This window comes from Planococcus sp. TJ-201 (genome assembly GCF_058268495.1).
The window spans coordinates 67,530-85,809 of the sequence record NZ_JBZDOG010000007.1; the positions used below are offsets into that span (position 1 = coordinate 67,530).

The 18,280-nt window shown below is 43.5% G+C and carries 17 protein-coding genes and 1 other annotated feature; of the genes, 9 read left to right on the forward strand and 8 right to left on the reverse strand.

Annotated features, from left to right (window positions below; all coding sequences use genetic code 11):
* Positions 1 to 57 precede the first annotated feature (57 nt).
* From murC to ccpA, 6 genes are all read left to right on the forward strand, one after another.
* Positions 58 to 1,371, forward strand: a complete 1,314-nt coding sequence (gene murC, locus AC4EG4_RS16155; protein WP_490978861.1) for a UDP-N-acetylmuramate--L-alanine ligase — start codon at positions 58 to 60, stop codon at positions 1,369 to 1,371.
* A gap of 133 nt (positions 1,372 to 1,504) precedes the next feature.
* The gene (locus tag AC4EG4_RS16160; protein WP_490978860.1) at positions 1,505 to 1,996 is read left to right on the forward strand and encodes a DUF948 domain-containing protein; all 492 of its coding nucleotides are present in this window, start codon (positions 1,505 to 1,507) and stop codon (positions 1,994 to 1,996) included.
* A gap of 38 nt (positions 1,997 to 2,034) precedes the next feature.
* Entirely contained in the window at positions 2,035 to 2,856 is an 822-nt protein-coding gene (locus tag AC4EG4_RS16165; protein WP_490978859.1) for a YtxH domain-containing protein, read from the forward strand.
* A 15-nt stretch (positions 2,857 to 2,871) separates the two neighbouring features.
* On the forward strand, positions 2,872 to 3,201 hold the full coding sequence (gene ytxJ / locus AC4EG4_RS16170; RefSeq protein WP_490978858.1) for a bacillithiol system redox-active protein YtxJ: 330 nt from the start codon (positions 2,872 to 2,874) through the stop codon (positions 3,199 to 3,201).
* 170 nt (positions 3,202 to 3,371) lie between these two features.
* The gene (locus AC4EG4_RS16175) at positions 3,372 to 4,457 is read left to right on the forward strand and encodes a bifunctional 3-deoxy-7-phosphoheptulonate synthase/chorismate mutase (protein ID WP_490978857.1); all 1,086 of its coding nucleotides are present in this window, start codon (positions 3,372 to 3,374) and stop codon (positions 4,455 to 4,457) included.
* A 100-nt stretch (positions 4,458 to 4,557) separates the two neighbouring features.
* Positions 4,558 to 5,556, forward strand: a complete 999-nt coding sequence (gene ccpA / locus AC4EG4_RS16180; RefSeq protein ID WP_490978856.1) for a catabolite control protein A — start codon at positions 4,558 to 4,560, stop codon at positions 5,554 to 5,556.
* A 150-nt stretch (positions 5,557 to 5,706) separates the two neighbouring features.
* Here ccpA and AC4EG4_RS16185 read toward each other — a convergent pair whose 3' ends face one another.
* From AC4EG4_RS16185 to AC4EG4_RS16200, 4 genes are all read right to left on the reverse strand, one after another.
* Positions 5,707 to 5,841, reverse strand: a complete 135-nt coding sequence (locus tag AC4EG4_RS16185; protein ID WP_490988377.1) for a hypothetical protein — start codon at positions 5,839 to 5,841, stop codon at positions 5,707 to 5,709.
* Between the two features lie 285 nt (positions 5,842 to 6,126).
* Positions 6,127 to 7,278, reverse strand: a complete 1,152-nt coding sequence (locus AC4EG4_RS16190) for an acetoin utilization protein AcuC (RefSeq protein ID WP_490988399.1) — start codon at positions 7,276 to 7,278, stop codon at positions 6,127 to 6,129.
* Complete coding sequence (locus tag AC4EG4_RS16195) at positions 7,275 to 7,919, reverse strand: acetoin utilization AcuB family protein (RefSeq protein ID WP_490978854.1); 645 nt, start codon at positions 7,917 to 7,919, stop codon at positions 7,275 to 7,277. Before AC4EG4_RS16195 ends, AC4EG4_RS16190 begins: the two co-directional genes overlap by 4 nt.
* A 23-nt stretch (positions 7,920 to 7,942) precedes the next feature.
* A complete protein-coding gene (locus tag AC4EG4_RS16200; protein ID WP_490978853.1) occupies positions 7,943 to 8,575 on the reverse strand; it encodes a GNAT family N-acetyltransferase in 633 nt (210 codons plus the stop codon).
* 166 nt (positions 8,576 to 8,741) lie between these two features.
* On the opposite strand from AC4EG4_RS16200, the gene acsA reads away from it, so the two are divergent.
* The gene (gene acsA, locus AC4EG4_RS16205; RefSeq protein WP_490978852.1) at positions 8,742 to 10,460 is read left to right on the forward strand and encodes an acetate--CoA ligase; all 1,719 of its coding nucleotides are present in this window, start codon (positions 8,742 to 8,744) and stop codon (positions 10,458 to 10,460) included.
* A 96-nt stretch (positions 10,461 to 10,556) separates the two neighbouring features.
* Here acsA and AC4EG4_RS16210 read toward each other — a convergent pair whose 3' ends face one another.
* The gene (locus tag AC4EG4_RS16210; RefSeq protein WP_490988378.1) at positions 10,557 to 13,553 is read right to left on the reverse strand and encodes a transglycosylase domain-containing protein; all 2,997 of its coding nucleotides are present in this window, start codon (positions 13,551 to 13,553) and stop codon (positions 10,557 to 10,559) included.
* 104 nt (positions 13,554 to 13,657) lie between these two features.
* Positions 13,658 to 13,845, forward strand: a binding site (T-box leader).
* 75 nt (positions 13,846 to 13,920) lie between these two features.
* On the opposite strand from AC4EG4_RS16210, the gene tyrS reads away from it, so the two are divergent.
* Positions 13,921 to 15,186: a tyrosine--tRNA ligase gene (gene tyrS / locus AC4EG4_RS16215; protein WP_490988379.1), complete on the forward strand. Its 1,266-nt coding sequence runs from the start codon at positions 13,921 to 13,923 to the stop codon at positions 15,184 to 15,186.
* Positions 15,187 to 15,233: 47 nt separating this feature from the next.
* On the opposite strand, the gene AC4EG4_RS16220 is transcribed toward tyrS, so the two are convergent.
* On the reverse strand, positions 15,234 to 16,055 hold the full coding sequence (locus AC4EG4_RS16220; RefSeq protein ID WP_490988380.1) for a cobalamin-binding protein: 822 nt from the start codon (positions 16,053 to 16,055) through the stop codon (positions 15,234 to 15,236).
* 349 nt (positions 16,056 to 16,404) lie between these two features.
* On the opposite strand from AC4EG4_RS16220, the gene AC4EG4_RS16225 reads away from it, so the two are divergent.
* Positions 16,405 to 17,247, forward strand: a complete 843-nt coding sequence (locus AC4EG4_RS16225; protein WP_490978848.1) for an STAS domain-containing protein — start codon at positions 16,405 to 16,407, stop codon at positions 17,245 to 17,247.
* Here the strand turns inward: AC4EG4_RS16225 and AC4EG4_RS16230 are convergent.
* Complete coding sequence (locus tag AC4EG4_RS16230; protein ID WP_490988381.1) at positions 17,244 to 17,573, reverse strand: hypothetical protein; 330 nt, start codon at positions 17,571 to 17,573, stop codon at positions 17,244 to 17,246. The two genes, AC4EG4_RS16225 and AC4EG4_RS16230, sit on opposite strands and share 4 nt — an antisense overlap.
* On the reverse strand, positions 17,554 to 18,156 hold the full coding sequence (gene rpsD / locus AC4EG4_RS16235; protein ID WP_142829379.1) for a 30S ribosomal protein S4: 603 nt from the start codon (positions 18,154 to 18,156) through the stop codon (positions 17,554 to 17,556). Before rpsD ends, AC4EG4_RS16230 begins: the two co-directional genes overlap by 20 nt.
* Positions 18,157 to 18,280 lie beyond the last annotated feature (124 nt).

The window sequence follows — 18,280 nt, forward strand, 5'->3', positions numbered from 1 at the left end:
AGAACTCGCTCTGCGATTTATGTAGACTAATTTTCAACTCCCACAGGAGGTTCATTTATGACAGTTTTACATTTTACCGGAATCAAAGGCTCCGGTATGAGTCCACTAGCACAAATCATGCATGATATGGGCGAACAAGTTCAAGGTTCAGATATCGAACAGCATTTTTTCACAGAAGACCGGCTTCGTGAGAGAGGCATCACCATCTTGCCTTTCGATGCCAACAATATTGAAAAAGATATGACTATAATTGCAGGCAATGCATTTGGTGATGACCATCCTGAATTGATACAAGCGCGTGATTTAGGTGCAACCATTATTCGTTACCATCAGTTTTTGGGTGACTTGATGAAGCAGTATGTATCTGTTGCTATTACGGGGGCACATGGAAAAACGTCGACTACAGGATTAATGGCCCACGTATTGGCCGGCTACAAACCTGTATCGTATTTAATTGGAGACGGAACTGGCGTTGGACAGGCAGATTCTCATTTCTTTGTGGCTGAAGCTTGTGAATACCGCCGCCACTTTCTTGCTTATCATCCGGATTACGCGATTATGACCAATATCGATTACGATCATCCGGATTACTTTACTGGAATCGATGATGTATTCAAAGCATTCGAAGAAATGGCTCAACAAGTAAAAAAATGCATCATTGCTTGCGGGGACGATGAATACCTTCAACAAATTCAGGCACCTATTCCAGTTGTTTACTATGGCTTTGGAGAAGAAAACGACTTCCAAGCAAGAAATATAGTGAAAACGACTGCAGGAACGACTTTTGATGTAGTGATCCGCAATGAATTTTTCCATACCTTTACAATTCCAATGTTTGGCGACCACGCGACCTTGAATGCGTTGGCTGTTATTTCGCTCTGCCATTATGAAAGTATCCCTGCTGATATTATTCAACAGCAATTTGAAGACTTTGAAGGCGTCAAGCGTCGCTTTACCCAGACATCAATTGGGGACCGTATTTTAATTGACGACTATGCCCATCATCCAACAGAAATCCGTGCAACCTTGCAATCAGCAAGCCAAAAGTATCCGGATCGGGAACTCATTGCGATTTTCCAGCCCCACACCTTTACACGGACGCAAACATTTTTGCAGGAGTTTGCCGATTGCCTCAACGAAGCAGATCATGTATATTTGTGCGACATTTTTGGATCTGCCCGCGAGAAAGCCGGCACCTTGAAAATACAAGACCTGTCAGAAAAAATTGACGGCAGTCGTTTGCTGGAACTGAATGAAGTCGATCGATTGAAAGAGCATGGCAATGCCGTTTTCTTGTTTATGGGAGCTGGAGACGTCACCAAATTCCAAGAAGCTTTTGAAAATGAATTAAATACAGAAAAAACAGTTTAACTTTTGAGTTAAACTGTTTTTTTATGCAGGAATGTAATTATTTTTGTTGAATAATAATAGAGACCGTGTTTAATCCAAACTCATCAAGGGTAGAAATAGGATATAACATAATTCGTTAAGAGGAGGAAACAGGATGGATTGGCAAATCTTGCTTTACATTGCCGCGATCGTAGCCGCTATTGGATTCTTAGTTCTATGCGTAGCGTTGGCAATGACATTAAATTCGTTGAAAAACACATTAAAAGAAGTTTCAGGCACCGTAGCCGGTCTTGAAAATCAATTGCAGGGGGTTACGTTGGAAACAACAAATCTATTGCATAAAACAAATGAACTTGCTGAAGACATTCAAGTAAAGTCAGAGAAATTGAATGGTGTCGTCGATGCAGTGAAAGGCGTCGGCAACTCAGTTACTGATCTGAACTCTACTGTTCGCCACATCACTTCAAAAGTTGGCGTGCAAGTCGAACAAAACGAAGACAAAATTGCTCAAGTTGTTCAATGGGGCAATGTGGTCATGGGAATTCGCGACAAATGGAACGAGCGTAAAATTTATGAAACTCGTGCCAACGAAGCTTATGCACCAGTACCTGAACAAAAGAAATTGCCACATAACGAGCAATACTAAATCCAGCTCTACTAAAAAAATTAATGGAGGTAATATCAATGAGCAAAAACAAAGATTACTATACTCAATCCAATTTTAATGATTCACAGTATAACAAAGATTCTTATACACAGGGCAGCCAGAATTATCAGCAAAGCGATTACGTTCCACAATCATACGGTGCTTCAAACCGTTATGACGATCTTTATGATTACGAAGAGTCGGGCGGCGGTTCAAACTTTTTAATCGGTATTTTAGTTGGAGGAATCGTTGGAGCTGCAGCTGCTTTGTTCCTGGCACCTAAATCGGGCAAGGAGTTTCAAGCTGACTTGAAAACGCAAGCTACTACCTTGAAAGAAAAAGCGTCTCAACAAACGGATTCGTCAAATGATGATTCAACTGGCTTTGCACAGCAATTGAAAGATCAATCCACTAAAGTGGTTGATAAAGTGAAAAACATGAAAGGCGGAAACTCGCCTATGGACGACGGCACTGCTTCTTCCGAAGGCGAAGAGTCCATCGACATTCACTCAACTGTTCAAAACTCTGCAAACAAATCTGACAACAAAGGTTCTGATGCGTTCACGTCTACTGCCAATGCTTTGAAAGAAGCAGTTGAAGAAGTGAAGGAAGAAAAAAAATCAGATTCAGGTTCGTCAACAGCTGGCAATACAGGCAGCAGCACAAACAGCAACACAGCAAACGCAAGCAAAGGTCCAAACACGACCAGCAGCAACAACAACAGCAATAAATCATCAAACACAAGCAATAACAACAGCAACAAATCGTCAAACACAAGCAACAACACAAGCAATAAATCATCGTCAAATGCATCAAGCAACAGCGCATCAACAAGCAATAACTTCAACAAAAAGAATTAATCTGGGAGCGGTTAGATGAAAAACTTAGTGCAAGTAAACAGTCTGGATAGCTTAAAACAGGCAGTAGGACACAATCAGCATTATTGGTTGTTTAAGCATAGCAGTACGTGCCCAGTATCGGCTGAAGCATGGAATGAGTATAACGAGTATTGCTCGCTGCATCCAAACCAGATCTTTTTATATCTCGTAGTTCAAGAAGATCGGGAATTCTCTCAAGCAATTGAAGAGATTACGGGCATCAAGCATGAATCGCCTCAAGCATTCCATTTTACGAGCCAAAAAGTAGACTGGCACGCTTCCCACAACAAAATCAAAAGAGAATCGATGCAAGAATTTCTAGCCTGAAAAAAAGCCGAAGCCTTGATGCTTCGGCTTTTTTGATGCAGAAAATACTTTAGCGCGTTGAAGCGCTAAAATGTTTTTCGTGACTTTCCCGAATTGTTTGCTTATAATAGTCCTATCATGATAATATGAGTCACCTGATAAAGGTAATTCGCGAAAGGGGAAGTTAAAGAATGAGTAATTTAGAATTAGAGCAACTAAGAGAAAAAGTGGATGCAGTCAACCTGCAGATTCTGTCTCTGATCAATGAGAGAGCTTCCGTTATCCAAGACATCGGAAAATTGAAAGAAAAGCAAGGGGTTGACCGTTACGATCCGTTACGGGAACGCCATATGCTGAATTTGTTGAAAGATAATAATGACGGTCCATTAGAACAGAAGACCGTTGATCATATTTTCAAAGAAATCTTCAAATCGGCCTTAAATATGCAAGAAGAAGATACACGTAAAGCATTATTGGTTTCGCGTAAAAAGAAAGCCGAAGATACTGTTATCACGATTAACGGTGAACAAGTCGGTGCCGGTGATCCTTCCTTCATCTTCGGTCCTTGTGCAGTAGAATCACAAGAGCAAGTTTCAAAAGTTGCAGAAGCCATTGGAGCAAAAGGGTTGAAAATGATCCGTGGTGGAGCTTACAAACCGCGCACATCACCTTACGATTTCCAAGGTCTTGGATTAGATGGGTTGAAGATGCTGAAAAAAGCTGCTGACCAGTTTAATCTAGCTGTTGTTTCAGAAATCGTGACACCAGGACATCTTGAAGCTGCTCTTGATTATGTGGATGTGGTTCAAGTTGGTGCCCGCAACATGCAAAACTTTGAATTGCTGAAAGCAGTTGGTTCAATTAACAAACCAGTTCTATTGAAGCGCGGAATGTCGGCAACGATTGAAGAATTCATCAATGCTGCTGAATACATCATCGCTTCAGGAAACGAAAACATTATTCTATGTGAACGCGGTATCCGCACATATGAAAAAGCGACACGCAACACATTAGATATTTCAGCTGTTCCAATCTTAAAACAAGAAACGCATCTACCGGTATTTGTTGACGTAACTCACTCTACAGGGCGCCGTGACCTATTGTTGCCAGCTGCGAAAGCAGCTATTGCGATCGGGGCAGATGGCGTTATGGCTGAAGTTCATCCAGATCCAGCAGTAGCATTGTCTGATGCTCAACAGCAAATGGATTTAGGCCAATTCGATGAATACTACGATTCATTGATGAAATTCATGAAACAGTACGAAATGAAAATATAGTCTTGAAAAGCCGGACAAACTCCGGCTTTTCTTTTTTTAGTTGATATTATTGAAGAAATTGTCGTATGATTAGAGAAAGACTGGAAAAGGAGGGCGCACAATGACCGTTACGATATACGATGTGGCAAGAGAGGCAAACGTTTCCATGGCTACTGTGTCACGTGTAGTGAATGCCAATCAAAACGTAAAACCTGCCACAAGAAAGAAAGTACTGAAAGTAATAGAAGAATTGGGCTATCGTCCAAATGCTGTTGCTCGTGGGCTTGCAAGCAAGAAGACAACGACGGTCGGCGTCATCATACCCGATATTTCCAATAGCATGTATGCTGAATTGGCCCGTGGAATTGAAGATATCGCTACAATGTACCGCTACAATATCATTTTATCCAACTCGGATCAGAACCAAAATAAGGAACTTCAGTTATTGGAGACCATGCTCGGGAAGCAAGTGGATGGAATCGTCTTTATGAGTGATGTGATTTCAACCGAACTTTTATACGAAATGGAACGTTCACCGACTCCGATCGTTCTGGCTGGTTCGATTGACGAATCCGCAGCAATTGCTTCGGTTAATATTGATTATTATGGCGCTGCTTATGAAGCTGTTAAGAAGTTTATCGATAATGGCCATAAGAAAATTGCTTTTGTATCAGGTCCATTAACTTCAATGATCAACAAAGAATACAAACTGAAAGCTTACCGCGAAGCCTTGGCGGATGCAGGCATCGATTACGATGATGATTTGGTCGTTGAATGCAATAATTCTTATGACGAAGGCATCGAGTCTGTGCAAACCTTGGCACCATTTGAGCCGACTGCTTATTTTGTCAGCAACGATGAAATGTCCATCGGCGTCATTCACGGTTTAGAAGAACAGGGCAAAAAAATACCGACTGATGCAGAAGTCATCAGCTATGAAAATTCAAAACTGGCGCGTATGGCCCGTCCTATGCTGACTTCAGTTGCTTTCCCGCTTTACGATATCGGTGCCGTCTCGATGCGCTTGTTGACGAAGTATATGAACAATGAGGAAATTGAAGAAAACCAAGTGATTCTTCCATACCGCATTGAAGAAAGACAATCGACTAAAAACGATTGATGGTGGATCCTCTAAAAAAATTGCAAAAGCTGACTGGATGAAAATCCAGTCAGCTTTTATCATTTATCCACTCTGTTGTTCGATAAAGATGATTTTTTAAAAATTCTATAAGTAAAGTTGAAGAACCAACGGAATTATTTCCGTTGGCTCTCAGCTTGTTGAAAAAGGCATCACCCATTCATTTCGCTTCAGGCGGACGCGTTCCACGGGCACGGCTTCTGCCGCTTCCCTCGCTGCGCTCAGTCCAGTGGCTCCAGCTCGTGTCGCTCTGTCGCTTTGCTCCATCACTGTTCCCGTAGGAGTCGCCGCCTTCCGCTACAGTTAAAAAAGAGAACATTTACTAAGTGGTTTGGAGAAGCGTCCGTTCGACTCCAGCGGCTAAGCGAGACGGTCGAGACCCCGCAGAGAACAGCGTGACTGAGGAGGCTTGGACGCGAGCCCGGGCGGCAGGGGACGCGACGTCCTGTCGCACCTGCTGCATGACCCACATCCTGTGGGCCCGAAAGCGAACGGTAAGCTTCGGAAATCCACGACTTGTTAGAAGTTTCTCTCAGGCTGCGTGTATTCTTTTTAATTATTACGAATCATATAAAGAGCTTTGTTCAGCATTTGAAGATTTTTATCGGTAATTTCAGATTTTCGCGGGATCGCCTGGTACATATTTGGTGGGTCTTCCCACGTATCAATCAACTTGACTGGAGATTCTGGCTGCCACTGGGCTATCCAGGATTCAGGCAATTTACCGGAAGGAATGGGGAAATTGTTCATTTCCATCCAAATTAAGGACCAGGCACGGGGAACTACCCGCCAAATATCGTAACCTCCGCCGCCGACAGCTATCCAGCGGCCCTCACAATACTCGTGAGCGAGTTCGTGAGCAATCTTGGGTATTTCCTTGTAAATATTCATCGTCCCGTATAAATGGGTCAGAGGGTCCAAATAATGGGCATCTGCACCATTCTGCGTTAAGATAACATCCGGCTTAAAGAATTCAATGATTTCTTTCATAGAAGTGCGGTAAATTTCGAGAAAAGATTCATCTTCTGTAAACGCATCGATTGGAAAATTAAAAGAAGTTCCGTATCCTTGGCCGTTGCCACGTTCGTTGATATTGCCTGTCCCAGGGAAGAGATAGCGTCCTGTTTCATGAATTGAGACCGTGCAGACATCCGGATCATCGTAAAAGCTCCATTGTACACCGTCTCCATGATGCGCATCAGTATCAATGTACAGCACACGGGAGTTGTATTTGGTTTTCAGGTAATTTATCGCTACTGAGCTATCGTTGTAAATACAAAAACCGGATGCTTTGCCTCTGAAACCGTGATGCAAACCGCCGCCTAAGTTTAACGCGTGCTGGGCTTTTCCTTCCATGACATAGTCGACAGCTGTTAATGTTCCGCCGACCAGCCGAGCACTGGCTTCATGCATATTTTCAAAGATAGGCGTATCCTCAGTGCCAATTCCGTAACTTTCACCGGCTTCGGGTGTTACTTCGCCACGGCTTGCCTTTTTGACAATATCGATATAGCGCTCGTCGTGGGCTAACAGCAATTCTTCATCCGTTGCAATTCGAGCCGGTACAATTAAATCGTCTGGAAGCGCATTCATTTTTTTTAACAAGTCAATCGTCAATACAAGCCTTTTCTGGTTAAAAGGATGAGTTTCAGAAAATTTATACCCCAGTTGATCTTCTGAAAAGATGAATACCGCATGCTTCATTCGTTCACTTGCGGCATGCTTGGCCATAGGACATCAAATCCTTCTTTACGCAAATCATTGATGATGGCGAGTGGGTTCATCGTCTGAACGCGGAAAACAAGCACTTTATTGCTGCTATTTTCTCTGTCGGGGTAAACGAGGACACTCAACACATTAACATTTTGCTGATGGAACACTTTTGAAACTTCATACAGAATGCCGGATCGGTTTTTTACCCGTACTTCGATTTGTGAGCCGGGCTGGTGTGCACCAGTCAATTCAATAAAGGTATACAAAAGGTCTGTTTCTGTTAGGAAGCCGACCAGCTTATTATTGCTGACTACCGGAATACAGCCGATTTTTTGTTCATAAAAAATCATGGCTACTTCTTCCACAAAGTCAAGAGGATGGGCCGTAATTGGATTAGGAGTCATAATTTCAGAAACGTTCTTTTTATAAGGCTCACCCTTTGGTGCTACAGTAAATCTTGAAGGGACAGCATCTTTTAAATCACGATCTGTGACGATCCCAACTACTTTGCCATCATCAACGACGGGGGCATGGCGAATCCGTTTTTCTTTAAATAAATGCATAACGTCTTGTACTGTCTGGTCTGATCTCAGCGTATGGACATCGGTTCTCATAATTTCTTCTACTAACATACGGACACCCCTTTTGTGTTAACTCAATACATATAACGATTCATAAACCGCAGTTGATCAAATTTTTGGATGGATTCAGTGTCAACACGGCTGCCGATTTTGGCCATCAGGCAGTTTGCTGGATGCGAGCTGATTTCTGGATCATCCGTAGCGTAGTATTCCAATCCGCCTGCTTGCATCATTTTTTCCATAATTTTACGGTACTCCCACACATTTAACCCTGTTCCTTTTAAATCCCAATGCCAGTAATACTCGGTCGTAATGACGATAAAATCCTCAAAAGCCTCATCTAGCATCGAAACTTTTAATAGCGACTTGCCGACGCCGCTGCCCCTGTATTTCGGAATGACTTCAATCGCCCCAAGCTCAATCAAGTTATCCATTTTTCCTTCCGACCAGCGTTCAAGGGGGTCGGGGTAAAGAAACGTGACATAACCAACGATCATATTATCTTCTCGGGCTATGAGAATTCGGCCTTCCGGCAGGTCTGCAATTTCAGAAATTGCTTTGTGCTGTTGAGCGGGTGGCCTAAATGCAACGAGGTCTTCATGAAAATCAAGTTCGCTCAAGTTTTTTCCTGGAAGAGGACCCTCAATGATAAGAGTGCCATGTTGAGTTTCCAACTCCACAGAGTGGTACGTTTTCTGATGTTCCATCATTTCACCGCCTAGGATACAATTAGCTACATTATACATGAATGATAATGACATTTGGAAGAAAGCTGGTGAAACAAGCACTATTTTCTAAAAAGTTAAAATAGTTCGCATTCAATTGTCACAATGTTGTAGAATATAAAGTAATCAATGTGAAAGGGTGATCAGGATGAAAGTGGAAGCGTTACCAGCACGACAAGGAAATCATCAATTACATAATTACGAAGAGACAGCTGCCAACTTTGATTGGGCAGAAGTCGAGAAGGAATTTAGTTGGTATGAAAGCGGCAAAGTCAACATGGCTCATGAAGCAATCGATCGCCATGCAGACTCTCATCGAAAAAATAAAGTAGCGCTTTATTACAAAGATCAAAATAGACACGAAGCATATACATTTTACGAAATGAAGCGCATGACAAATCGAGCTGCAAACTTGCTTCAATCAACTTCAAATCTGGAAAAAGGAGACCGGATTTTTATTTTCATGCCGCGCTCTCCAGAATTGTATTTCTTGATGTTCGGAGCATTAAAAATGGGCTTGATTGTTGGGCCGCTGTTTGAAGCATTTATGGAAGGCGCCATCTATGACCGTCTTGATGACAGCGAAGCAAAGTCCATCATCACGACACCTGAACTGTTGGAGCGAGTGCCCTTTGACCGTTTGCCAAAATTGGAAACAATCTATCTAGTGGGAGAAAACATCGAAGAGCAGGATGGCCATATCGATGTCATGAAACATTTGCCGACAAATTCCGATAAATTTGAGCTTGAATGGCTTGATAAAGAAGATGGATTAGTGCTGCATTACACATCGGGTTCTACAGGCAAGCCTAAGGGCGTGCTCCATGCCCAATATGCAATGGTGCAGCAATACCAAACGGGTAAATGGGTTTTGGATTTTAATGAAACCGATATATATTGGTGTACGGCAGACCCAGGCTGGGTAACCGGGACTGCATACGGGGTATTCTCACCTTGGTTGAACGGTGTTACGACCGTCATACTGGGTGGACGCTTCTCGCCAGACGGCTGGTATCAAGCCATCGAAGATTTTGGGGTAACGGTTTGGTACAGCGCTCCGACTGCATTCCGAATGCTAATGGGAGCGGGAGATGCCTTAGTAAAAGAATACGATTTATCAACTCTTCGCCACGTATTGTCTGTCGGAGAACCATTAAATCCTGAAGTGGTCAGATGGGGAGCAGAAGTATTCGATAAGCGGATCCATGATACGTGGTGGATGACAGAAACAGGTGCCCAGACCATTTGCAACTATCCCTCAATGGATATTAAGCCAGGCTCAATGGGCAAACCGGTGCCAGGCATCAAAGTCGCAATTGTTGATGACCAAGGAAATGAACTGCCGCCTAACCAAATGGGCAACTTGGCGATTGAAAAGGGCTGGCCTTCGATGATGCGCCAGATCTGGAACAATCCAGCAAAATACGATTCTTACTTTTTGAAGGATAAATGGTATGTTTCAGGAGATTCAGCTTATATGGATGAAGAAGGTTACTTCTGGTTCCAAGGGCGTGTGGATGATGTCATCATGACCTCGGGAGAACGTGTCGGCCCATTTGAAGTGGAAAGTAAACTGCTGGAACATCCTGCGGTTGCAGAAGCCGGTGTCATCGGCAAACCGGATCCTGTTCGAGGCGAAATCATTAAAGCATTTGTTGCTTTGGTTGATGGGTACGAGCCATCAGAAGAATTGGTCCAAGAGATTCAACAATTTGTGAAAAAAGGGCTGGCTGCCCACGCAGCTCCGCGTGAAATTGAATTTAAAGACAAGCTTCCAAAAACTCGGAGCGGGAAAATTATGCGCCGGGTATTGAAAGCTTGGGAACTGGATTTGCCAACCGGGGATTTATCCACAATGGAAGACTAATAGGGAAAAGCAGCAGGAAGAATTCTCTTCCTGCTGCTTTTTTGGTTAATAGATAAAGCCCGAATCGCCTACTTGGCGACTCGGGCTTTGCCTGTGTTAAGCTGCATCTTCTTCAGCAGGCTCTTCAGGTTCTGCGGGTTCTTCCGGTTCTTCTGGAGCCGGTTCTTCTTCAACGGGCTCTTCCGGTTCAGCTTCAGGCTCTTCCTCTGGTGGAGCTTCCTCTTCTTCTGCAGCAGGAGGAGTTTCAACTTCCTCTTCAGCAGGTGGAGCTTCTTCCTGTTCTTCTGGAGCAGCTTCCGGTGTTGGCGCTGGTGTCGGTGTCGGTGTCGGTTCAGGACGCGGTGCAGCAATGCTGACCGTGTTCGAAGCAGCAGATTGTCTGCCTGTAATGTCCACTGCTACTACTGTGTAGCTTCCTGCGCCAGAAGCAGTATATGAATTGCCTCTCGCTTCTGAGATGGAAGCTACTCGTGAACCGCCTCTGTAAACTCGATAGCCAACGACATCATTAGATCCGGAGTTGGTCCAAGTAATCGTTCTGCCGCTAATGGCTGCTCGGACTCCGCTTGGAGCAGAGCCATCTGCATTGAACACAGCTCCTGAAACAACCGAAGAAAATCTCGAGTTGCCCGGGAACAGTTTGCCAGCGTCTCCACCAAATGGAGCCATCATGCGATCGATGTATTTTTGTGAAACACCGATGCCTCCGCCCGAGGTAAACTCTCTTGGCGTAGTTGACAAAGCCGCATAGCGCGTTCCGTTAATTGTTGTAAACGAACCGCTTGTTAAGCTATCGTCTGCTTCCGTTGGAATCATTGCTTCAGCATTAAATAAATCTGAACGTACTAGTCCAGCGCTTTGGCAGGCACTGCCAGGCGCCAATCCAGAAATTCCACAAAATGCTTTAGTAACGACACCTTCTGGTTGCTTGAACTCTTCTGAAGTTCCGACAAGGTCAGGACTGGCATCATAACTGGCATTCATCAAACGCGCCCATAACTGATTGACGCGAAGAGACGCTGGTAAATCACGATTTTCAAAGCGTGACAGCGTAAATTCTTCCGAATCATAGCCAAGCCATACGCCCATGGTGACATTCGGGTTGTAGCCAACTAACCAAACATCGGTGGTGCTTTGTGTAGTACCTGTTTTTCCAGCAAAGTCGGCATTAAATTTTAATAAATTATTGGCACGGTTTGCTGTTCCACGATCGGTATTAAAAACATCACGCAGCATATCTGTCAAGACATAAGCAGTTGGAGGAGTAAAGACTTCTTGCGCCTGTGCTTCGTGCTCATAAATGACATTACCGTCTGCATCTTCAATTTTGTCGATCATTGTGGTTTCTACAAATTGTCCATTGTTCCCAATCATTGCATAGCCATTGGTAATTTCTTCTACAGATGCTTCAATTCCTCCGCCAAGAGCAGAAGAATAATTGTTGTTCTCAGCTTCTTCAACACGTGAGAATCCAGCGTTCATCATATACTGAATTGGCATTTGTTGCTGAATTTGGGCAAACAGGCGAAGCGTCGGCAAGTTTTGAGACTGTGCCAAAGCATCGCGTGCTGGCATAATGCCTTGTTCGCTCGAAGAAACAAAGTTTGATGGTTCCCACATGGTGTTGCCATCCATGTGCGAGAACTTCACATCAACGAGAGGAGACCCTGCACCGATCTGGCCTAACTCAATTGCGGGACCATAAACCAGTAAAGGTTTGACGGTAGAGCCCATTGAGCGATAAGCAGAAGTGGCATGGTTTAAATTCTCAGTTTCATGATCACGGCCGCCAACAAAACTGATAATGCGTCCGGTTCCATTTTCAATCATGATGCTGCCGACTTGAACAGGGAACTGCTTGTCGACTGCTTCACCGACATCGTTCAATCCTCTGCCATTTACAGTCGTACCATAGGATTCATAAGTTCTTTGCGCTTCTTCTTGTGCTTGGTAAACTTCCTTGTCGATAGTTGAATGAATTCGATAGCCGTTTGAGCGTACTGCTCGATCAGCTAGAATGGCATATTCTTCATACAATTTATCATTTTCTTCCAGTGTGGCAGGATCGATGCCATTTTGTTCCGCCAACACATCCATAATGATTCGGGATGCGCGTTTTTCTATTTCGACAGTAACAAAGGGGAAGTCGGAATAAGAACGTGATTCGTTCTGGCGGAAATCAGCCATCAGGTCATATGCGATGGCTTCATCGTATTCTTGTTGCGTAATATATTCCGTTTCTCTCATTCGGAAAAGGACTGTTTTCATCCGATCAAGACCTGGCTGCAATCCCGCTTCATCTTTAAGTTCGCCACCCTCTGAATAAGGGGTGTAACTGTATGGCGCTTTTGGAATGCCGGCAATAAATGCTGCCTGGGCCAAATTTAGCTCACTGGCCGAGACATTGAATATTCCTTTTGAAGCAGTTTCAATTCCTGCAATATGTGCGCCGGAAGAAATTCTGCCGTAAGGAACAATGTTCAAGTAAGCTTGCATGATTTCATCCTTTGTCATGAACTTTTCTAAACGCATGGCCAAAAGGATTTCTTTTGCTTTCCGTTCATAGGAAACTTCATTTGTCAGAATCTGATTTTTGATCAATTGCTGTGTTAAGGTAGAGCCGCCAGTTTGGCTGTCTGAATTCGAAACATCCTGGAACAGGCCACGAAGAATTGCTTTCGGCACGATTCCTTCGTGTTCAAGGAAATACTCATCTTCAGTAGCGAGAACGGCATCTTTTGCGTAGTTCGCCACATTATCCAAAGTTGTAACTTCACGCTCCAAATCGGTCTGCAACTTGCCGAGATACACTTCATTGTCAAAATACAGTTCCGATGTTTCTTGGAAGCTATAAATTTCACTGAGCATTTCATCTTCGGTGCGGAGTTCTTGTTCATCCACCAGTGAGGCAAAATATCCAGCTCCGACAGATGCAGCAAAAACGCCGCCCGTAACAAGAACAATCGCGAGGATCAAAGCCAAATTCCAAATAACCCCTGTCGTTATGCTCATTCGTTTGAACCATTTTGTTGAAGTCCATCTATCGGTTGTTTCTTCAGTCTTGCTTATCCAATTTTTAATTTTTTCAAGCACATTATCATCCTCCTAAAATCCTTTATAGTATAACATATTCTTATAATTCCATCTAAACTTATTGACAATGTTAAATAATAAAGTAAACTACTAGTATATTTCATATTCAAACGTTGAAGGATCCGAAGTAGATCATGCAATTTTGTCAAGAGAGCCGGTGGTTGGTGCAAACCGGTCAAGATGCGTGGATTGAATTACAGGTCTGGAGTTTACGGAAGTGCCCCGTTTGGCACATGATGAGAGGGAGAGTTATTCTCCAAGCTAGGTGGTACCGCGCAATAGCGTCCTTGCATGAATTTCATGCAGGGACTTTTTTTATGCGGTTTTCCCTGGATTTCGTGCTTTATAACTTTAAGGAGGAATTGGAATGGCTAACGAATTGATTCAGGATTTACAATGGCGTGGTCTGCTGTACCAGCAGACAGACGAAGAGGGAATGGAGAAACTGCTCGACGAACAGAAAATTTCCTTGTACTGCGGAGTGGATCCGACAGCAGACAGCATGCATATCGGACACATTGTTCCGCTATTGACGCTGCGCCGCTTTCAGATGCATGGCCACCAGCCGATTTTATTAGTCGGTGGAGCTACGGGCATGATCGGCGATCCGTCTGGCAGAAATGAAGAACGCCAGCTGCAGACGACCGAGCAAATTGACCGCAACGTGGAAGGCATCAAAGTGCAGATGGAACAAATCTTTGATTTTCAATCCGAGAACGGAGCAAAAATGGTCAACAACCGCGACTGGATTGGCAAAATGAGTGTCATCGAATTCTTGCGCGACTACGGCAAACTGATTTCGGTCAACTACATGCTGGCAAAAGATTCAGTGGCCTCCCGTTTAGAGACGGGCATTTCATTCACGGAGTTTTCCTATACCTTGATTCAGGCAATCGACTTTAACCATTTGTACAATGAGCACAATTGCCGCATCCAGATTGGTGGATCCGATCAATGGGGCAATATTACCTCAGGCCTTGAAATGATTCGCAAAACCCATGACGAGGAATCCAAAGCATTCGGCATTACGATTCCGCTTGTAACAAAAGCGGATGGAACGAAATTCGGCAAATCGGCAGGCGGTGCAGTATGGCTGGATCCGAAAAAGACAAGTCCTTACGAGTTCTACCAGTTTTGGATCAATGCGGCGGATGCCGACGTGATCAAATATTTGAAGATTTTTACTTTTATTAGCCGCGAAGAAATTGAAGCGTTGGAAGCGGCAGTAGAAACAGAAGCGCATTTGCGCAAAGCCCAAAAAACACTGGCAGAAGAAATGACCAAACTGATCCATGGGGAAGAAGCGCTTGCCGATGCACAGCGCATTACAAAAGCTTTGTTCAGCGGGGACTTGAAAGCTTTGTCTGCAGAAGAGATGAAAGCAGCCTTTAAGGATGTACCTTCAGTTCAAATGGCCAAAGAAAATAAATCCATTGTTGATTTGATTGTCGAAGCAGGAATTTCTTCATCTAAGCGACAGGCGCGGGAAGATGTTGCCAATGGTGCAATTTCTGTGAATGGTGAAAAAGTGACAGACTTGGAATACACTGTCGATGAAAAAGATCGCTTGGAAGATGCCTTTGCTATTATCCGCCGCGGCAAAAAGAAATACCATATGGTGCAATTTCAATAATTAGTAGAGTAAAAGCCGTCCAAAAAATTGGACGGCTTTTACTCGCTCTAAAGGATTTTCTTGCATGATTGCTTGTCTCGAATAAAACGCGGCAATTCCATGTCTTCGAATTGTTCGGGATGAATCAGTTTGCCGAGCCGGATCGCTCCTTCAATCAGTCGGGGAGAAGGGCGGCAATACAATTCTTCTTCCATTACATGGACATGGTCAATGGCTTTCATTTCGGTCCAACCGGGTCGTTTTTTGACAAGTTCAGGTTTTACTTTGGCAGTTAAAACACCAACCCAGGCTAAGAGAATATAATCAGGCTGTCGTTTGAGCACATCAGCCCAATCGGTTTGGACATTGGCTGAATCTGTATCGTCAAAAGAGTTGCGAGCGCCAGTTATGTGGCTGATTTCTGTTAGCCAATTGATGTTACCGGGAGTGAAAACAGGCTTTGGCCACCATTCCCAGTATAAAGAAGGGCGCGTTGCAGCTTGCTGGCCCCGATCTTTAATATCTTCAATAGCGTTCGTATACTCAGTATGAATCGTAGCAGCATTTATTCCGCAAGCATCAGCCACCTTTAAAAGGTCCTGGCCAATCTCATCAAGTGTCTGGGGATCCAGCACAAGATGAGGAATTTTTCTTCGGACCAGTTCATCCACATTTCTTTCCATTCCAGGCACACTCAATGAGGCCAAGACCAAATCAGGCTTCAAAGCTTCCAGTTCGTCCATTCGAATCGATAAATCAGGCCCCAGCCGCGGCAATGCCGTAACATTTTGGGGCCAGTCAGAATAATCATCAACACCAACCAATAAATGTTCAGCGTTTAAAAAAGCCAGCAACTCCGTATTGCTCGGACAAATTGAAACGATTCGCATCGATTTCCACCTCCGTTTTTTTCAGTTTACCACGCTTGAAGAAAAACATTATTGCCGATTGAAGAAATAGTTTAAACAAAGTATGATAAAGATGGAAATATTAAAAGAAATATCCGTATATTTCTATCTGTTTTTTATGAAAATGAGATCTTCAATATAAAGGATAGAGTTTATGTTGTATAAAATTGGGTAAGCATGGTTATAAGAGAAAATGCAACTTCATGCACTCCGGTAAATACTAGAGTGAAATTATAAGCGAGAGCGGGGTGAAGCTGTTGCAGAGTGAATCGGAAAAACTTGCAATGCATTAGCAATGCAAGGTATTTTCACTCGATGCAATGGCTGTTAAATGTTGAAAGACCAAGATTTATTTGATCACTTAAGCGCACGGACCTGGAAAATGACAGAGGACTGGTACCTTTCATTAGATAAAAGTAAAGCAGGCGTTTACGGCTTGACCGATCCGGATAAAGTAGCTACTTTAAAAAATCAAAACCACGAATTCCATCTTCGCTTTTGTGCGATGTTCCAAAAAGACCAGCGTGAGTTTCTATCGGGCTTTCAGGATTGGATTGAGACGATCGCAATGGATGATGCGCATTTGGATACGCCAATTGTGCAAGTCATTGAAGAATTTTTCCGGACGCAGCAGCAATACTTGGATGAAATCGGAGAGTACGTCCTGAACCACAAAGAGCAGATTAGCCATGAAAAATTTGCAGAGTGGTCAAAAGCAGTAGTCCAGACCATCAGTAAAGTCATTGTTGAGTTTACAGATAAAAACTCGAAAGCTGCAGAAGAGCGGATGAATTCGCAGCAGCAAATGATTATCGAGATGAGCGCTCCGGTTATTTTATTGGCTGAGAAAATAGGTGTGCTGCCATTAATTGGTGAAATCACACCGCACCGCGCAGAAATCATGTTTGAAAAAGCATTGGCGCAAAGCTCCAAACACGATTTAGAAAAGCTGTTTATCGATCTTTCCGGTGTGCCGTTGATTGATACAATGGTGGCTCAGCAAGTGTTTCAATTGATCAAAGGTTTGGAAATTATCGGCGTTCGCGTCGCATTATCCGGCATCAGCCCGGTCATCGCGCAAACTGCTGTACAATTGGGCATCAAGTTTGTCGACATAGAAGTTTATAACACAATCGCTCAAGCATTAAAGCAAAATCGAATCCACTTGGTTTAACCAACAAAATCCCTGGAGCCTAATCGGGCTCCAGGGATTTTTTTATTGCATGCAGCAAATTTTTGAGTGTTTATTAAGAAGAGATCATCAATTGTGCTTGTTGTTTGCGGAAAAGCTTGAGTTGTTTGCAGAATACAGGTTTTATTTGCGGAAAAACCCAGTTTGTTTGCAGGATAAAACAACTTGTTTGCGCTATCCGCCAGTTTGTTTGCAAAATCGAAAAATGGCGCAAACAAAAACCCCCAAAACCATTGAATAAACAAGGTTTTGAGGGTTACCGAAACTACTATTTCCGAAAATTTAAAATTAACGTGAGTAGTACTCAACGATCAATTGTTCGTTGATTTCAGCAGACAATTCGCTGCGCTCTGGAAGGCGTACGAATGTTCCTGTTTTGCTATCAGTATCGATAGTTACGTATTCAGGAACAAAGTTGCTTACTTCGATTGCTTCGTTTACTACATCAAGGTTGTTTGATTTTTCACGGAAAGCAATTGTTTGTCCTGGTTTCACGCTGAATGACGGAATGTCAACGCGTTTGCCATCAACAAGGATGTGGCCGTGGTTTACGATTTGGCGAGCTTGGCGACGAGTGCGCGCAAGACCTAAACGATAAACAACGTTATCAAGGCGAGCTTCAAGAAGGATCATGAAGTTTTCACCGTGCTTACCAGGCATTTTGCCGGCTTTGTTGAACAAAGTTTTGAACTGACGTTCGTTAACTCCGTACATGAACCGTAGTTTTTGTTTTTCTTGTAGTTGCAAACCGTATTCAGAAACTTTTCTGCGTTGGTTAGCACCGTGTTGACCTGGTGCGTAAGGGCGTTTTTCTAATTCTTTACCTGTGCCTGTAAGAGAAATTCCCAAACGGCGTGACAGTTTCCATGATGGACCTGTATAACGAGACATAGTAGTCTCCTCCTCTGTTTTTGGTTTTTAGAGTAAAATAAAAACCAGATGCATTCATGCTGCAAGCCATTTTATATTCTTGTACCTTCGCTCAGCAGCCAAAGAGTTACACGATACACCTGCT